The organism is Rhodococcus sp. SMB37 (assembly GCF_004345605.1).
Classification (GTDB): domain Bacteria; phylum Actinomycetota; class Actinomycetes; order Mycobacteriales; family Mycobacteriaceae; genus Rhodococcus.
Window position 1 is genome coordinate 1 of record NZ_SLVY01000015.1, and the last position, 15,874, is coordinate 15,874.

Annotated in this window: 13 protein-coding genes; 9 read left to right on the plus strand and 4 right to left on the minus strand. The window is 65.8% G+C overall.

Annotated elements, in window-relative coordinates; genetic code table 11:
• Nucleotides 1–411 precede the first annotated feature (411 nt).
• Both EV641_RS21490 and EV641_RS21495 read left to right on the plus strand, forming a co-directional pair.
• Nucleotides 412–630 carry a helix-turn-helix transcriptional regulator gene (locus EV641_RS21490; protein WP_054715833.1) on the plus strand — a complete coding sequence of 73 codons (219 nt, stop codon included), beginning with the start codon at nt 412–414 and terminating at the stop codon, nt 628–630.
• Nucleotides 630–1,133 (plus strand): DUF2029 domain-containing protein, encoded by a 504-nt coding sequence (locus EV641_RS21495; protein WP_132474404.1) that lies wholly within the window; start codon nt 630–632, stop codon nt 1,131–1,133. The genes EV641_RS21490 and EV641_RS21495 overlap by 1 nt, the downstream gene beginning before the upstream one ends.
• On the opposite strand, the gene treY is transcribed toward EV641_RS21495, so the two are convergent.
• Genes treY through EV641_RS21510 form a run of 3 tightly spaced genes read right to left on the minus strand, consistent with a single transcriptional unit; the run spans nt 1,130 to nt 7,985 of the window.
• Nucleotides 1,130–3,550 carry a malto-oligosyltrehalose synthase gene (treY, locus tag EV641_RS21500; protein ID WP_132474406.1) on the minus strand — a complete coding sequence of 807 codons (2,421 nt, stop codon included), beginning with the start codon at nt 3,548–3,550 and terminating at the stop codon, nt 1,130–1,132. The genes EV641_RS21495 and treY overlap by 4 nt on opposite strands.
• Entirely contained in the window at nt 3,547–5,856 is a 2,310-nt protein-coding gene (gene glgX, locus EV641_RS21505; RefSeq protein WP_054715831.1) for a glycogen debranching protein GlgX, read from the minus strand. Before glgX ends, treY begins: the two co-directional genes overlap by 4 nt.
• 53 nt (nt 5,857–5,909) lie before the next feature.
• Nucleotides 5,910–7,985 (minus strand): acyltransferase family protein, encoded by a 2,076-nt coding sequence (locus EV641_RS21510; RefSeq protein ID WP_132474408.1) that lies wholly within the window; start codon nt 7,983–7,985, stop codon nt 5,910–5,912.
• Between the two features lie 137 nt (nt 7,986–8,122).
• On the opposite strand from EV641_RS21510, the gene EV641_RS21515 reads away from it, so the two are divergent.
• The 3 genes from EV641_RS21515 to bioD all read left to right on the plus strand — a co-directional run bounded on the left by EV641_RS21515 (nt 8,123) and on the right by bioD (nt 11,394).
• Nucleotides 8,123–9,409 (plus strand): adenosylmethionine--8-amino-7-oxononanoate transaminase, encoded by a 1,287-nt coding sequence (locus EV641_RS21515; protein WP_132474410.1) that lies wholly within the window; start codon nt 8,123–8,125, stop codon nt 9,407–9,409.
• Nucleotides 9,410–9,472: 63 nt separating this feature from the next.
• The gene (locus EV641_RS21520) at nt 9,473–10,612 is read left to right on the plus strand and encodes an 8-amino-7-oxononanoate synthase (protein WP_132474412.1); all 1,140 of its coding nucleotides are present in this window, start codon (nt 9,473–9,475) and stop codon (nt 10,610–10,612) included.
• On the plus strand, nt 10,609–11,394 hold the full coding sequence (bioD, locus tag EV641_RS21525; protein ID WP_132474414.1) for a dethiobiotin synthase: 786 nt from the start codon (nt 10,609–10,611) through the stop codon (nt 11,392–11,394). Before EV641_RS21520 ends, bioD begins: the two co-directional genes overlap by 4 nt.
• On the opposite strand, the gene EV641_RS21530 is transcribed toward bioD, so the two are convergent.
• Nucleotides 11,301–11,933, minus strand: coding sequence for a class I SAM-dependent methyltransferase (locus EV641_RS21530; RefSeq protein WP_054717456.1), 633 nt, complete (start codon nt 11,931–11,933; stop codon nt 11,301–11,303). The genes bioD and EV641_RS21530 overlap by 94 nt on opposite strands.
• 119 nt (nt 11,934–12,052) lie before the next feature.
• Between EV641_RS21530 and EV641_RS21535 the strand changes: the two genes are divergently transcribed.
• From EV641_RS21535 to EV641_RS21550, 4 genes are read left to right on the plus strand one after another with little or no spacing between them, the layout of a single operon-like run.
• On the plus strand, nt 12,053–12,337 hold the full coding sequence (locus EV641_RS21535; protein ID WP_054717452.1) for a hypothetical protein: 285 nt from the start codon (nt 12,053–12,055) through the stop codon (nt 12,335–12,337).
• The gene (locus EV641_RS21540; RefSeq protein WP_132474416.1) at nt 12,334–13,143 is read left to right on the plus strand and encodes a hypothetical protein; all 810 of its coding nucleotides are present in this window, start codon (nt 12,334–12,336) and stop codon (nt 13,141–13,143) included. The genes EV641_RS21535 and EV641_RS21540 overlap by 4 nt, the downstream gene beginning before the upstream one ends.
• A gap of 43 nt (nt 13,144–13,186) precedes the next feature.
• Nucleotides 13,187–15,118, plus strand: a complete 1,932-nt coding sequence (locus EV641_RS21545) for a fumarate reductase/succinate dehydrogenase flavoprotein subunit (RefSeq protein ID WP_132474418.1) — start codon at nt 13,187–13,189, stop codon at nt 15,116–15,118.
• 1 nt (nt 15,119) lies between these two features.
• The gene (locus EV641_RS21550; protein ID WP_054717446.1) at nt 15,120–15,866 is read left to right on the plus strand and encodes a succinate dehydrogenase/fumarate reductase iron-sulfur subunit; all 747 of its coding nucleotides are present in this window, start codon (nt 15,120–15,122) and stop codon (nt 15,864–15,866) included.
• Nucleotides 15,867–15,874 lie beyond the last annotated feature (8 nt).

Here is a 15,874-nt window from a genome sequence, read left to right on the forward strand (position 1 = left end):
TTCATGAGGTTTTTCGGGAAGTGTTTTTCGAAGATGTCGCGGGGTTCGACCACGTGGTCGTCGATGCTGACCATCACCATGTCATCGATATTCATCGGAATCCTCTCGTGCGCGTGCGGGACGAGACGCCGCAGTAGCGCGGGCAGACGGCATTCGGGCGGGCTGAGAATTCGGTGGTACCGGAGTCGCGCCACAGTTTCCGACGGACCCGACTCGAGGGACGAGTGGATCGATAGGTCGCACCGTTCGGTATGTGACGAGAATCGCCTTTCTTCTTTTGGAGAAGACTAATCTCATCGAGTTGTCCCCGCAAGATCGGATGGCTCGTCGGCGCTGCCGGACGGGGGGTTGATGACGCTGAAAAGACAAGTGTTCTTGACATTATATGTCAAGGGTGCTTGTCTTTGTGGTGTGACGAGCACGTTGAGGGACAACCGGGTCCGCGAGTTTCGCAAGCGGGCGAGGCTCACTCAGGCCGAGCTCGGCGCGCAAGTAGGCGTCAGTCGGCAGAGCATCGTGTCGACGGAGAAGGGCGACTATGCGCCCAGCGTCTACCTCGCATTGCGGCTCGCGCGGAGCCTCGGCTCCACCGTCGAAGAATTGTTCCCCCTGACCGAGGAGGGCCGGTAATGGCCGTGTTCATGAAAGCTGCTCGCTTCATCGGCGATCTGGACGACGAGTTCTACCACGACGAACGTCAGCGCGACGTGTGGAACGAGGCCTCCGCGGTGGGATTCCAACTCGCCCAATGGTCCGCCCTCGTCGGCGCAGCCCTTCTGCCTTGGATCGCCGGACGTATCGGTGCGCAGATCTCGATCGGCGTTCTCGCCGTGTGGTTCGTCATCTCGATGGTGACAATTACGTATGCACGCGCCGCACACGTCGATCTGTACTCGACCGCGAAGACGTGGCGCCCACGGACCATCCTGGCCGGTGTCGTCTACCTCGCCGGGATCGCCGGAATCTACGCGCAACTGTCCACCCCCATCGATCAGGATGTCGCCACGTGGGCGGGATTGATCGTCGGCGGGCTCGTCGGGGGAGGCGCCGCGACGGGAGGCGTCGTGTGGTACCAACGTCGCGAGCGTCGTCGCAGGGAAGAGGAGGACGCTCGCGATCTGGCGGACCTCTAAGCGAGCGGAGCAGGCGGTCGGAGCCTGCCCAGCGCAGCTACCGGGAACTCGGTGAACAAACTGTCGAGCCGCACTTGCCCCGAGACCTCCCGCCCCGTCAGCCGGTCGATCCAGTCACCCGGAGGCAGCGCGAGCACCGAATCGGCCCATCCGTCCACACCGAGCGAGACCGTGTGTCGCGAGGCCACTGCCACCACATCGACCTCGTCGACCCGCGGACCACGGCCGTAGGCGAGCACATGGTGTGCCGCAGTACCGGAGGCACGCAGAGGCACGTAGGCGCCACCGACGAAACTGGCCGGCCGCTCACGACGCAGTCGCAGCGCGGCCCGGACGACCGCAAATTTCGGCGGCACCTCGTCCGTGTGCAGCAGGCGTCGCCGAACCGAGTAATCGACGGTCCGACGGTTGTCTGGATCGACCAGCGAATCGTCCCACAGTTCGGTGCCCTGATAGACGTCCGGGATCCCCGGGCCGAGAAGCTGGAGAAGCTTCTGGCCCAGCGCATCCGATGAAAAATGTGGTTCGAGGCCGGTGACGAACTCGGACATCCCTGCACCGCACGGGCCGTCGCACACGGAGTCGAGCCAGGCCAGGACAGAACCCTCGAACTCGACGTCCACGTCGGTCCACGACGTACGGGTGCCGTTTTCCCGCACCGCCTTCCTGGCGTAGTCCTGCAGACGAATTCGCAGTGCGTCGGTGACGACGCCGTCGACGGGCCAGACTCCGAACAGTGTCTGCCAGAGGAACGCCCCGATCGCCGGATCGGGGCTCGGCGCCGCCGTCTCCCATTCCGTCACGCAGTCGGCCCACAGTCGTGGCACCTGCGACAGCACTCCGATTCGCGCACGGACATCTTCGCTGCGCTTGGTGTCGTGCGTGGACAACGTGGTCATCGTCCGCGGCCACGAGCGTGCACGCTGCGCCCACGCGAGGTGGAATTCACTCGGACCGAGACCGAAGCGTCCGGGGTTTCCGCCGACCTCCTGCAGGGAGATCAGGCGGGCCGCGCGATAGAACAGGCAGTCCTCCACGGTCTTCGCGGTCGCGGCACCGCACACCTGCCCGAACCGCGCCACGGTCTCGGGGTCCGTGGCCAGCGCCTGTACCAACACCTCGAGGGCGGGCACCAATGCTGGGTCGCTGCGTCCCACCCGACCGACGATGCGCGGCAGCATCGTGCTCAGCGGTGCGTAGTCGGCTCGGTATACCGGTACCTGTGTGACGACCGCGACCACTGCGTCGCGCACTGCGGCGTCGGTGAGTGCAGGATCGGTGACCATGGTCTCGCCGGTCGAGTGCCGGATCCTGCGTACGAGACGCCGAATCTCCGCCGCGAGTCCCGTCTCGAGCACCTGCCGTCCAAGCAGATGTTCCTGTTCGTGCAGCCATTCCGCGGCGCCGTCGGCGCCGGTGAATGTGCGCGAGAGCGCGTTCAGTTCGTCCTCGCCGCGCGGATCGAGGAACACCGCGGAGAGTTCGTTGAGGGCGTCATAGCCGGTGGTGCCATCCACCGGGAGTGTCGCGTCGAGGGGTTCGCCGTCGGCGAGGACCTTCTCCACCACGAGCCATCGGTCGGAGCCGATCAGATCGCGCAGTCGCCCGAGATAGTCCGAGGGATCGGCAAGACCGTCCGGGTGATCGACTCGAATACCGTCGACCAGATCGTCCGTGATCCACGACGCGACCTGGGCATGCGCCGCATCGAACACGTGGGGATCCTCCACCCGGACGGCCGCAAGGTCGCTGACAGTGAAGAACCTCCGGTACCCGATCAGGCCCGAATCCCACGGCACCAACCGATACGTCTGCCGATCATGGATCTCGGCAGCAGTGCCGGTATCGGTGCCCGGTGCGATGGGAAACCGTTTGTCGTAGTAGGCGATCATCGGTTCCGGGCCGGATCGGTCGACGGTGAACTCGCCCGCGTCGTCACCCGAAGCCAATACGGGAAGCGCGATCTTTCCGTCCGCCCCGTTGTCGGCCGCGGTATAGAAGTCGAAGAAGTCCGCGTACTCGGACTCGCGGCCGCGGCGGAGGGCGTCCCACCACCACGCGTTCTGACGTGGATCGGCGACCCCGACATGGTTGGGGACGATGTCGATGACCAACCCCATCCCGCGTGCGCGTGCGGCCTCCGCCAATCCTTCGAGCCCGGAACGTCCGCCGAGCCCGGCCGAGACCGTGCTCGGGTCCACCACGTCGTATCCGTGACTGGACCCGTCCACCGCGGTGAGCACCGGCGACAGGTACAAGTGTGAGACGCCGAGTGCGTCGAGGTAGTCGACCAGATCCACCGCATCGGCGAAGGTGAACGCGTCGGGGCGCATCTGCAGACGGTAGGTCGCTGTCACCGGGACGGGGACCACCGCGCCACTGCTCACCGGACCGGTATTCACACCGATGGCGTTCATACCGTCTTCCTCAAGACCAGCACCGAACGGGCCTGCACGGTCACCGACTCCCCGGCCGAGACCGTGTTCGGGGCGCATCGACCGTCCGCGATATCGGTGTCGAGGGTGAGTGTCCATTCCAGAGCGTGTGGACCGTCCGGGGTGACGAAGTCGATCGCTTCGTCATGGGCGTTGAAACACAGGAGGAACGAGTCGTCGACGACCCGCTGACCCCGTTGGTCGGGTTCCGGTATGCCTTCGCCGTTGAGGAGAACGGACAGGGATCGTCCGAATCCGCTGTCCCAGTCCTCCGGTGTCATCTCGTCGCCACCCGGGGTGAGCCACGCGATGTCGCGGGATTGGTCGCCGCTGCGGATCGGGCGGCCTTCGAAGAACCGGCGACGCCGGAAGACCGGATGTTCCGTGCGCAGCGCGATGACGTTGCGGGTGAACTCCAGCAGGTCGGCATTCGTCTCGGCGAGTGTCCAGTCCATCCAGGACAATTCGTTGTCCTGGCAGTACACGTTGTTGTTGCCGTTCTGGGTGCGGCCGATCTCGTCGCCGTGCGCGATCATCGGGGTGCCCTGCGACAACATCAATGTCGCGAGGATGTTGCGTCGCTGGCGCCCGCGGAGCTCGCGGATGTCGGGATCGTCCGTCGGCCCTTCCACACCGCAGTTCCACGAGCGGTTGTGCGACTCGCCGTCACGGTTCTCCTCGCCGTTCGCCTCGTTGTGTTTCTCGTTGTATGACACGAGATCTGCGAGTGTGAATCCGTCGTGTGCCGTGACGAAGTTGATCGACGCGCTCGGCCGTCGTCCGGTGTCCTCGTAGAGGTCGGAAGAACCGGTGAGGCGCGACGCGAACTCTCCGAGTGTGGCCGGCTCACCGCGCCAGTAGTCGCGGACCGTGTCGCGGTACTTGCCGTTCCACTCGGTCCACAACCCGGGGAAGTTGCCCACCTGATAGCCCCCTTCGCCGACGTCCCACGGCTCGGCGATGAGCTTGACCTGCGACACCACCGGATCCTGCTGGACCAGGTCGAAGAAGGCGGACAACCGGTCGACGTCGTGCAACTCGCGGGCGAGGGTCGATGCGAGATCGAACCGGAATCCGTCGACGTGCATTTCGGTGACCCAGTATCGAAGGGAGTCCATGATCAGCTGGAGAGTGTGGGGGTTCCGCGCGTTGAGACTGTTGCCGGTGCCCGTGTAGTCCATGTAATGGGCCTTGTCGTCTTCGACAAGCCGGTAGTAGGCGGCATTGTCGATGCCGCGGAACGAGATGGTCGGGCCGAGGTGGTTGCCTTCGGCGGTGTGGTTGTAGACGACGTCGAGAATGACCTCGATCCCTGCTTCGTGGAACGTGCGCACCATCGCCTTGAACTCGGCGACCACCCCGCTCGGTTTCGACGCCGACGAGTACGCGGTGTGCGGAGCAAAGAACCCGAAGGTGTTGTACCCCCAATAATTGCTGAGCCCGCGATCTTGCAGCGTCTGGTCGTTCATGAACTGGTGCACCGGCATCAGTTCGATCGCGGTGACGCCGAGCAGGAGCAGGTGCTCGATGACGGCCGGGTGCGCGAGGCCGGCGTATGTTCCTCGCAGGTAGTCGGGCACATCGGGGTGGGTGGCGGTCATGCCTTTGACGTGGGCTTCGTAGATGACCGTCTGATGGTAGGGGCGCCGCGGGTGCCGGTCGGATGCCCAGTCGAAGAACGGGTTGATCACGACGGTGGTCATCGTGTGCCCGAGTGAATCGAGACGGGGAAGTTCGTCGGCCGACTCCTGTTCGTTCCCCTTGTCCTCGTTCCCCCGGTCCTCGGGTTCGTCCGTCGGTGCGTCATCGTCGGTTCCAGTGGAGGAGTCCGCCGCTTCGACGAACTCGGGCGCCGGTTCGGAGTCAGGAACAGGGTCTCGGCCTTCGCTGTCAGGATCGGGCAACGCGTACGAGTACAGCGACGGGTCGCCGTCGAAACCGCCGTCGAATGCCTTGCCGTAGGGGTCGAGAAGCAGCTTGCTCGGGTCGCATCGATGTCCCTCGGCGGGGTCGAACGGGCCGTACACGCGGTATCCGTAGCGCTGGCCCGGTGAGACTGTCGGGAGGTACGCGTGCCACACGTATCCGTCGACCTCGTCGAGCGTGACCCGTGTCTCGTATCCGTCACGGTCGATCAGACACAGTTCCACCTTCTCGGCTACCTCAGAGAAGAGGGAGAAGTTGGTGCCGGCGCCGTCGTAGGTGGCTCCCAGCGGGTAGGGGTGGCCGGGCCACACAGGAATGGGCTCCACCGCGTCCCGGGTCGTGTTGCTGTCGCTGGGCTCCATGGATCCTCAGCGTAACGGCAGAGGATGCGGCTCTCTCGCCGGAGCGAGTTCGCTCACCACCATCCGGTCGCGGGACCGAGTTGACGGCCCAGGTCGGGGGTCAACGTCCGGACGTACGTCGTCGTGAGGTGGTCGTCGTCACGGTAGACCAGCACATTGCCCTCGATGACTCGACACACGTCCTGTCGGCACAACGAATCGGTCATATCCAGCAGCGTCACCGACGGAAGGTGCGCGGCAGACGCCAGGGCCGGGTCGACCGGATCGAGCGCGGCAGCGCGATCGACGCCGCACGACTCCGCGGTGCCGCCCGAAGCCAGACAGTCCGAGGCGTTGTACTGGACTTCGTTGTCGATGAGCCACGGATTGTCGCGGATCGCAACCACCGGGATGCCGTAGTCGGCGAGCGTCTCCCACAGCTCGATGTACCAGAACGGCGTGAAATCGCCCGGTCCTTCACCCGGGTCCTTCGTCCTGGTCGAGGTGGTGAACAGCACGTCGGGCGGATACGCCGCGAGTTCGGCAAGCACCTTCACGGACCAGGAGTCGCACTCGATCGTCGGCGAGTCGTCGGTCAGTTCAGCGTTGGGGTCGGACAACGGGCACCCGACCTTGAGATAGGTGTCGAGGCGGAAGCCGTGCTCGCGGCCGAGCGCGTCGAGAGCGGCGAGCCAATGCTCGGAATGTGAACCTCCGGCGAGCACCATGCGGCGCGTCGACATCGGGTCGCCGTAGACGCAGGTCAAGGCTTCACGGTTGGTGTGCTGGGCGATGCAGCCGTCGATGGTTGCGGGCGGAAGGTCGTCGGCGGCCACGATCAGGGGTGGGTACACGGGCTGGCGCTCGACCTCGGGCAGTCCGATCGCTGCTGCGCCCGGGTAGAGATCCGGGTCAGGCCTGGCCGAGTGGGAGAAGTGACTCACCGTGCGATCGACGTGGGCGATCCACCCTGTCGTACTCGCGATGAGCGCCACACCGGTCAGCGCGAGCCCCGCGACGAGGGTGGTGCGCCACAGTCCCGGGACCGACCGCCGAATCGGGGTCTCGATGAACCGGGTGGTGGCCTCGGCGAGGACGAGGGAGATACCGATCACGACGACCCCGCCGGCGAATCCCACCGACGGTCGATCCCGCAACATCAGGTAACCGATCAGCACGGGCCAGTGCCACAGGTACAGCGCATACGCGATGCTTCCCAGCCGGATGAGTGGCGCTGACGACAGGAATCTCGCCGTGGGGGTGTCGGGTCCGGTGACGCCGGGGGTGGCTCCTGCAACAACCAATGCCATTGCCGCCCCCACCGGGACCAACGCCCACGGTCCCGGAAAGAGGGCATTGCCGTTGAGAGCGAACCCGCACGCGAAGAGGATCGCCAGGCTCACGATTCCCAGCCCGGACCGAACGAGTTTCGGTGCCCGCAGCCACGGCGAGATGCACACCAGGACCGCGCCGAGCGTCAGTTCCCACACTCGCGCCGCGCTGTCGTAGTACAGCCACGATTGCGGCGTGGTGGAGAACGATGCATACGCCAGCGACGCGACGGTGATCAACGAGAGAAGTACGGTCAGTGGCACGCGGACGGGGATCTGCGCCCGGCGCAGCAACCATGCCGAGGCGAACACCACGATCAGTGCCGCGAGATAGAACTGTCCTTGTACTGCGATCGACCACAGGTGCTGCAGGGGGCTGACCATGGGATCGGCGGCGAGGTAGTCGGCCGCGGTGCGCGCGAGCTCCCAGTTCTGCACGAACAGCAGCGACGCGCGTGTCTGTTCTGCGACCCGATCCCATTGAGGGAACGGAAGCAGGACGAGTGCGGCGATCGTTGTGCCCGCGAGGACGAGAACGAGTGGTGCGAGGAGTCGGCGTCCGACCCGCTTCAGCACCGGCCACGGGTCGAGGGGCGCCCCTGATTCCGCGACCCGGAGCAAGGAGCCGACGAAGAAGAAGCCGGACAGCGCGAGAAACACGTCGACGCCGCCGGACACGCGTCCGAACCAGACGTGGAAGACCACCACCAAGGCGATGGCGAGTCCGCGGACTCCGTCGAGATCGGAGCGATAGCCAGGACGAGCAGAGGCCGGGACTGCAGTGGTGCTCGCGGCTGAGGGCGACGTATGGACGGACATGAAGCTGGCAGTACCCCTGGTGCGTGCGGGCTCGGCGGCCGACATCCGCCGAGCTGTTCGTGTGAGGAAGCTTCACATGAACTCAGGCAGACTACGGGGTGGCGCTCCGTGATCACCAACCGCTTACAGTCGGGTGCGTGTCATCCACCACCTCTTCTGCTGCCCGTATCTCGTCTCTCGACGCAGCGCACCTGTGGCATCCGTACGGTGCGTTCCCTCCGTCGACCGAACCGCTCGTGGTCGACCATGCCCATGGTACGCGGCTCGTGCTGGCCGACGGTCGTGAGCTCGTCGACGGCATGAGCTCCTGGTGGGCGGCGGTGCACGGCTACCGACACCCGGTGCTCGACCGCGCCGTCACCGAGCAGCTGTCCAAGATGAGCCACGTCATGTTCGGTGGGCTGACACATGCGCCCGCGGCGCGTCTGGCCGAACTGCTGGTGGATATCACGCCGGAGGGGCTCGACAAGGTGTTCCTCGCGGACTCGGGCTCTGTGTCGGTCGAGGTCGCAATCAAGATCGCGTTGCAGTATCAGCGGGCAGTCGGGAAACCGGAGCGGCACCGCCTGCTCACATGGCGTGGCGGCTACCACGGCGACACGTTCGCACCGATGAGCGTGTGCGACCCCGACGGCGGGATGCATTCGCTGTGGACGGATGTGCTCGCGCAGCAGGTGTTCGCCCCCGCGCCACCGGCCGGGTTCGACTCGGACTACGTGGAGGCATTCGAAGCAATCCTCACCGAGCGCACCGACGAACTCGCCGCAGTGATCGTCGAACCGGTCGTGCAGGGTGCCGGCGGGATGCGGTTCCACGCTCCCGCTTACCTGCGCGAACTGCGCCGCATGTGCGACGAACACGGACTGCTGCTGATCTTCGACGAGATCGCCACCGGATTCGGCCGCACCGGGGAGCTGTTCGCTGCGGACCACGCGGGTGTGGCGCCGGACATCCTGTGCGTCGGTAAGGCGCTCACCGGTGGGTATCTGACCCTCGCCGCGGTCCTGTGCACGTCGGAAATCGCCGAGACGATCAGTGCGGGCGAAGGCGGCGGAGTGATGCACGGCCCGACCTTCATGGGCAACCCACTCGCGTGCGCCGTGGCGGTCGCATCCATCGAACTGTTGCTCTCACGTGACTGGCGCGCCGAGGTCGCGGCGCTCACCTCGGGACTCGAAGCCGGCCTCGCACCGGCGCGGGACATACCCGGGGTCGTCGACGTCCGGGTGCTCGGGGGAATCGGCGTCCTGGAGCTCGCCGAGCCCGTGAACATGCGCGCTGCGACCGATGCGGCGGTCGGTGCCGGGGTGTGGCTGCGGCCGTTCCGCAACCTCGTTTACGCGATGCCGCCGTATGTGTGCACAGCCGACGATGTCACGCGGATCTGCGGGGGCATGGTTGCGGCGGCCCGGAGCGGACGCTGACCCACCAGGCCTCGAACGACCTCTTCTCGACTGCTTGAACGGTGTTCAAGTATGGTTCCGACCATGACTGCATCCGCTGCGCTCGCGTGGCTCGACCTCGCCGCCGACACCCGGCGTCGCGCGGGCCTGCACCGAGACCTGATTCCGCGCACCCCGTCGACGCCGATCCTCGACCTCGCATCCAACGACTATCTCGGACTGGTCCGTCACCCTGAGGTGCTCGCCGGCGCCACTGCGTCGCTGCGTCGCTGGGGTGGCGGCGCCACCGGATCCAGACTGGTCACCGGAACCACCGCCGAACACGAACTGCTCGAACGTGAATTCGCCGAATTCGTCGGCGCCGACACCGGCCTGGTGTTCTCCAGCGGCTACGCCGCCAACCTCGGTGCGGTCACCGCGCTCGCGGGGCGCGACGCTCTCGTCGTATCCGACGCCGGCAGCCACGCCTCGCTGGTCGATGCGTGCCGGCTGTCGCGTTCTCGCATCCACGTGGCTCCGCACAACGATGTCGACGCTGTGGCCACCGCTCTCGCCACGCGCACCGAATCCCGCGCCCTCGTCCTCACCGACTCGGTGTTCAGCGCAGAGGGAGATCTCGCACCGCTGCTCTCGTTGCACCAGGTGTGCCGCGAACACGGTGCGATGCTGCTCGTCGACGAGGCTCACGGTGTCGGGGTTCGCGGTGCAGGGGGGCGCGGACTCGTCCACGAAGTGGGCCTCGCCGGCGAGCCGGACGTGATCGTCACCGCAACACTGTCGAAATCCCTGGCCTCACAGGGCGGCATCGTGCTCGCCGATGCCCGAGTGCGGGAGCATCTCATCGACACCGCACGCACCTTCATCTTCGACACCGGTCTCGCACCCGCCGCCGTCGGCGCCGCACGGGGTGCGCTGAAAGTACTTCGCGCGGAGCCCGAACGTGCGGGGGCGGTTCTCGACCGAGCGCGCCACCTCGCCGCGACGACGTCCGCGGCGACCCCCGAATCGGCTGTCGTATCGGTGATTCTCGGCGACCCCCACGTCGCGGTCGGAGCCGCCCGCGAATGCCGCGAGCGCGGCCTGCACGTCGGCTGCTTCCGTCCGCCGTCGGTGCCTGACGGAACGTCGCGGCTGAGATTGACCGCACGGGCCGACCTCACCGCCGAAGATCTCGAGCTGATCGACCGGGTGCTCACCGATGTCCTGGTGGGAGCACGTTCGTGAGCGTGGTGTGTGTGACGGGTACCTCGACCGATGTCGGGAAGACCGTGGCGACCGCCGCGCTGGCCTCGCTCGCGCTGGCGTCGGGCAAGACCGTGGCGGTGTGCAAACCCGCGCAGACAGGTGTGGCAGACGGGCACCCCGGAGATCTGCACGAGATCGAGCGGCTCACCGGGTCGTGCGTCGATGTCCTCGAGCTCGCCCGCTACCCGGACCCGCTCGCGCCCGACACCGCCGCGCGCCGAAGCGGTCGCCCGCTCCTCGAACTCGCCGGGGTCGTGCGTGCCATCAGGGATCTCGACGCGACCCACGACCTCACCCTCGTCGAAGGAGCCGGGGGCGTGCTCGTGCGACTCGGCGCCGACGGATTCACCCTCGCAGACGTCGCGGCCGCGCTGAACGCACCCACGGTGATCGTGGTGGCGTCAGGCCTCGGCACCCTCAATCACACCGCGCTCACCGCCTCGGCACTGCGTGCGGCCGGTGTGGACTGCGCCGGTGTGATCGTGGGATCGTGGCCGGACGAACCGGATCTTGCGGAACGCTGCAATCTCGATGACCTGCCCGACGTCGCGGGGATTCCGGTGCTCGGCCGCATCCCGGCAGGCAGCGGCGCGCTCACGCAGGACGAGTTCCACACCGGCGCGCGGACATGGTTGCCGGACTTCGAACCTCGGACTCACGGTCCGGTTCATTCCGGCTTGTGCGCAAGAACACGGAAGCAATTGCCGCCCAGACCGGTTCGATCGACGCTGTCGATCACGAAGCCCGTGTCCTCGAGGTAGGGGACAGGGTTTCGCACGAGATGATCGGCCATGAGTCTCAGAGTCAGTGGCTCGATCGCGCGCATGAACCAGGTCAGGACCGGATTGGTGGAGGGTCCGTGCTCGACGAGCACGAATCGTCCTCCCGGTACGAGGACCCGCATGGCTTCGGCGCTGGCCGCTGCGGGATCGGGGATCGTGCAATAGGACAGGGTCGAGACGACGGTGTCGACGGATTCGGCCGCGAGATCCAACGCCTGGACGTCCCCGCGTCGTACCTCGCAGTGCGTGAGCCGGTGATCGGCGATGCGCTGCTGTGCGTGCGCGAGCATGCCCGCGGACAGGTCGATCCCGGTCACCGCAGTCACGTCGGGTCCGTACAGCGGAAGATTCAGCCCGGTACCGACTGCGATCTCGAGGACGCGACCCGACGCGTGCCCGATGGCCCACCGGCGTGGATTTCCGAGTAGCCGCCGCTCCGAGAATCGGATCTGCCTGTCGTATTGCGCTGCCGTGGAATCGAAGACCTCGGTGATGCGGGCGTTGTCGGGTCGAGCCACGGATCCTCCACTCGGTGGCGCGAAACCACGCTCGGTGACAGCGAATCTGTCGTACTGTGAATGGTGTCACATCGTGTCGGCCGGCGTCGACGTGCCGACCGCTGGGTTCGGAGGTACGGATGTCCACCGAAATGCAAGAACTGCAACGGACCATCGGTCATCTGCGTCAATGCGTCGGATCGTTGCGTTCACGCTACGGCGACGCTGTCGCCGTGCAGCGGTTGGCGAACGATCTCGAACGGCTCGATATCGACGCCCACGACCTCGCCGAGCGTCCGCCGGCCGAGACTCACGTGTACTCGGGTGAACGAATCCCGGTTCCCAACGAGCCGTACGACGACTCGATGTTCCGCGGAGTGGACATGGACGACGAGGGCCTCGGCGGTCTCCACGGAGATCGGTGAGCGCCCCCGCGGCGAGCGGTGTGCGGTCCGCGACCCGCGCGCGGATCGCAGCCCGAACGCTGCGTACCGACCGATGGTGGCAGACACCGCTGCTGACGGTCGTCGGTCTTCTCGCCTTTCTCGTCTACGCCACCATCCGCTCGTTCGTCCGTTCGTCCTATTACGTCGAGGACTACCACTACCTGACGCCGTTCTACTCGCCGTGTGTGAGTGAATCGTGCGTCGAGGGGGCCCGGCATTTCGGCACCTGGGTCGGAGAGCTCCCGATGTGGATGCCCCTCGCGTTCCTGTCGTTGCCGTTTCTGCTCGGTTTCCGGCTGACCTGCTATTACTACCGCAAGGCTTACTACAGGTCGTTCTGGCTGGCACCTGCCGCATGTGCGGTTGCCGAACCGCACGCCCGCTACACGGGCGAGACACGACTTCCGCTGATCCTGCAGAACGCCCACCGGTACTTCTTCTACGCGGGATTCGTCATCTCGCTGATCAACACGTACGACATGGTCGTCGCGTTCCAGAGTCCGAGTGGGTTCGGGTTCGGTCTCGGAAACGTGATCCTGCTGGTCAACGTGATTCTCCTGTGGGGGTACACGCTGTCGTGTCACTCGTGTCGGCACGTCACCGGAGGGCGTCTCAAACACTTCTCGAAACATCCTGTGCGGTACAGGATCTGGACGTTCATCTCGAAGATCAACACCCGGCATATGCAGTTCGCGTGGATCACGCTGGGCACCCTGGTGATCACGGACTTCTACATCATGCTCGTGGCCAGCGGAACCATCTCGGACCTGCGGTTCGTCGGCTGACCACTCGTCGGACACACACGTAATGAGGCAGGGGAGGGTACGGATGGTGGAAGTCGAACGGCACAGGGTCGACGTGGTGGTGATCGGGGCCGGCGGAGCCGGACTACGCGCGGTCATCGAAGCCCGTCAACGCGGGCTTTCCGTCGCTGTGGTGTGCAAGTCGCTGTTCGGCAAGGCCCACACCGTCATGGCAGAGGGCGGATGTGCGGCCGCGATGGGCAACGCCAACCCGCACGACTCGTGGCAGGTGCACTTTCAGGACACGATGCGCGGTGGCAAGTTCCTCAACAACTGGCGAATGGCCGAACTGCACGCGCGAGAAGCTCCCGACCGGGTGTGGGAACTGGAAACCTACGGTGCGTTGTTCGACCGCACGCCCGACGGGCGCATCAGCCAGCGTAACTTCGGTGGGCACACCTACCCACGCCTCGCGCACGTCGGCGATCGCACCGGCCTCGAACTGATTCGCACCATGCAGCAGAAGATCGTGTCGTTGCAGCAGGAGGATCACGCCGAGTACGGCGACTACGAGGCCCGCGTGAAGGTCTACGCCGAATGTACGATCACCGAGCTGCTGAAGGATCCCGAGGGGCGCATCGCCGGAGCCTTCGGATACTGGCGCGAGTCCGGGCGGTTCGTGTTGTTCGAGGCTCCCGCTGTCGTCGTGGCAACCGGCGGTATCGGCAAGTCCTGGAAGGTGACGTCCAACTCGTGGGAGTACACGGGCGACGGGCACGCACTCGCGCTTCGAGCGGGCGCGGCACTGATCAACATGGAGTTCGTCCAGTTCCATCCCACCGGCATGATCTGGCCACCCAGCGTGAAGGGGATTCTCGTCACCGAAGGCGTGCGCGGAGACGGCGGGGTCCTGAAGAACACCGACGGGGATCGCTTCATGTTCTCGTACATCCCGCCGGTGTTCAAAGGCCAGTACGCCGAAACGGAGGAAGAAGCCGACCGCTGGTACGACGATCAGGAGAACAATCGCCGCACACCCGACCTGCTGCCGCGCGACGAGGTGGCCCGCGCCATCAACTCCGAGGTCAAGGAAGGGCGGGGGACACCCCACGGCGGGGTCTTCCTCGACATCGCATCCCGGATGCCCGCGACCGAGATCATGCGGCGATTGCCATCGATGCACCACCAGTTCAAAGAACTCGCCGACGTCGACATCACCGCCGAGCCGATGGAGGTCGGACCCACCTGCCACTATGTCATGGGTGGGATCGAGGTCGATCCCGATACCGGTGCCGCATCAGTGCCGGGTCTGTTCGCCGCCGGGGAGTGTTCCGGAGGAATGCACGGGTCGAACCGGCTCGGCGGCAACTCGCTGTCGGACCTGTTGGTGTTCGGCCGGCGCGCGGGCCTCGGCGCAGCCGATTACGTGCTGGGGCTGAATGCGCGGCCGGCAGTCAGGGCCGCCGATGTCGAGGCGGCGTCGCGCGTCGCATTGTCTCCCTTCGGCGCGGCCGACGACGTGCTCGATGATTCCGGCGCAGTCGAGAATCCGTACACCCTGCACACCGAGTTGCAGCAGTCGATGCACGACCTCGTTGGCATCATCCGCCGCGCCGACGAGATCGAGCGCGCACTGGACGAACTGCAGACGCTGCGCGCACGGATTCGCCACGTCGCGGTGGAGGGACATCGGCAGTTCAATCCCGGCTGGCACCTCGCGGTCGACCTGCGCAACATGCTTCTGGTGTGCGAATGTGTGGCCGAATCTGCCTTGCAGCGCACCGAAAGTCGCGGTGGCCACACCCGCGACGACCATCCGTCGATGGACCCGCAGTGGCGTCGCACTCTCCTGGTGTGCCGCACGAACGGCGGCGACCCCGCGATTCCCGACGTATCGGTGACCGCACAGCGGCAGGAGCCGATGCGCCCGGACCTGCTCGCACTGTTCGACATCGACGAACTCGGCAAGTACTACACCGACGAGGAGCTCGCGGACCATCCGGGACGGAAGGGCTGACATGGGTTATCAAGCGGCGTTCAGGATCTGGCGCGGGGATGTCGACGGCGGCGACCTGCAGGACTACACCGTCGAGGTGAACGAGGGCGAGGTCGTGCTCGACATCCTGCACCGACTCCAAGCCACACAGACCCCGGACCTTGCGGTGCGGTGGAACTGTAAGGCCGGTAAGTGCGGATCGTGTTCGGCCGAGGTCAACGGTCGGCCCCGGCTCACCTGCATGACCCGCATGTCGGTGTTCGATCCGGACGAGACGGTGACCGTGACCCCGATGCGGACCTTCCCGATCATCCGCGACCTCGTGACCGACGTGTCGTTCAACTACGCGAAAGCCAGGCAGATCCCTTCGTTCACCCCGCCGGCGGATCTGGCACCGGGGGACTACCGAATGCAGCAGATCGATGTGCAGCGGTCCCAGGAATTCCGCAAATGCATCGAATGTTTCCTGTGCCAGAACGTGTGCCATGTCGTGCGTGACCACGAGGAGAACAAGGAAGCGTTCGCAGGCCCACGCTTCTTCATCCGCCTCGCTGAACTCGAGATGCATCCGCTCGATGTGGCCGACCGCCGGGATGCCGCACAGGACGAGGACGGGCTCGGGCTGTGCAACATCACCAAGTGCTGCACCGAGGTGTGTCCGGAGAACATCCACATCACCGACAACGCGATCATCCCGATGAAGGAACGCGTTGCGGGTCGCCGCTACGATCCGATTGTGTGGTTGGGTAACAAACTCTTCCGCCGCTGACGGTGCTG

Coding starts and splice junctions, on each gene's coding strand:
- EV641_RS21520 (WP_132474412.1), top strand. CDS start 9,473: ATGACTGCATCCGCTGCGCTCGCGTGGCTCGACCTCGCCGCCGACACC.
- treY (WP_132474406.1), bottom strand. CDS start 3,550: ATGAACGCCATCGGTGTGAATACCGGTCCGGTGAGCAGTGGCGCGGTG.
- EV641_RS21550 (WP_054717446.1), top strand. CDS start 15,120: ATGGGTTATCAAGCGGCGTTCAGGATCTGGCGCGGGGATGTCGACGGC.
- EV641_RS21535 (WP_054717452.1), top strand. CDS start 12,053: ATGTCCACCGAAATGCAAGAACTGCAACGGACCATCGGTCATCTGCGT.
- EV641_RS21510 (WP_132474408.1), bottom strand. CDS start 7,985: ATGTCCGTCCATACGTCGCCCTCAGCCGCGAGCACCACTGCAGTCCCG.
- glgX (WP_054715831.1), bottom strand. CDS start 5,856: ATGGAGCCCAGCGACAGCAACACGACCCGGGACGCGGTGGAGCCCATT.
- EV641_RS21495 (WP_132474404.1), top strand. CDS start 630: ATGGCCGTGTTCATGAAAGCTGCTCGCTTCATCGGCGATCTGGACGAC.
- EV641_RS21545 (WP_132474418.1), top strand. CDS start 13,187: ATGGTGGAAGTCGAACGGCACAGGGTCGACGTGGTGGTGATCGGGGCC.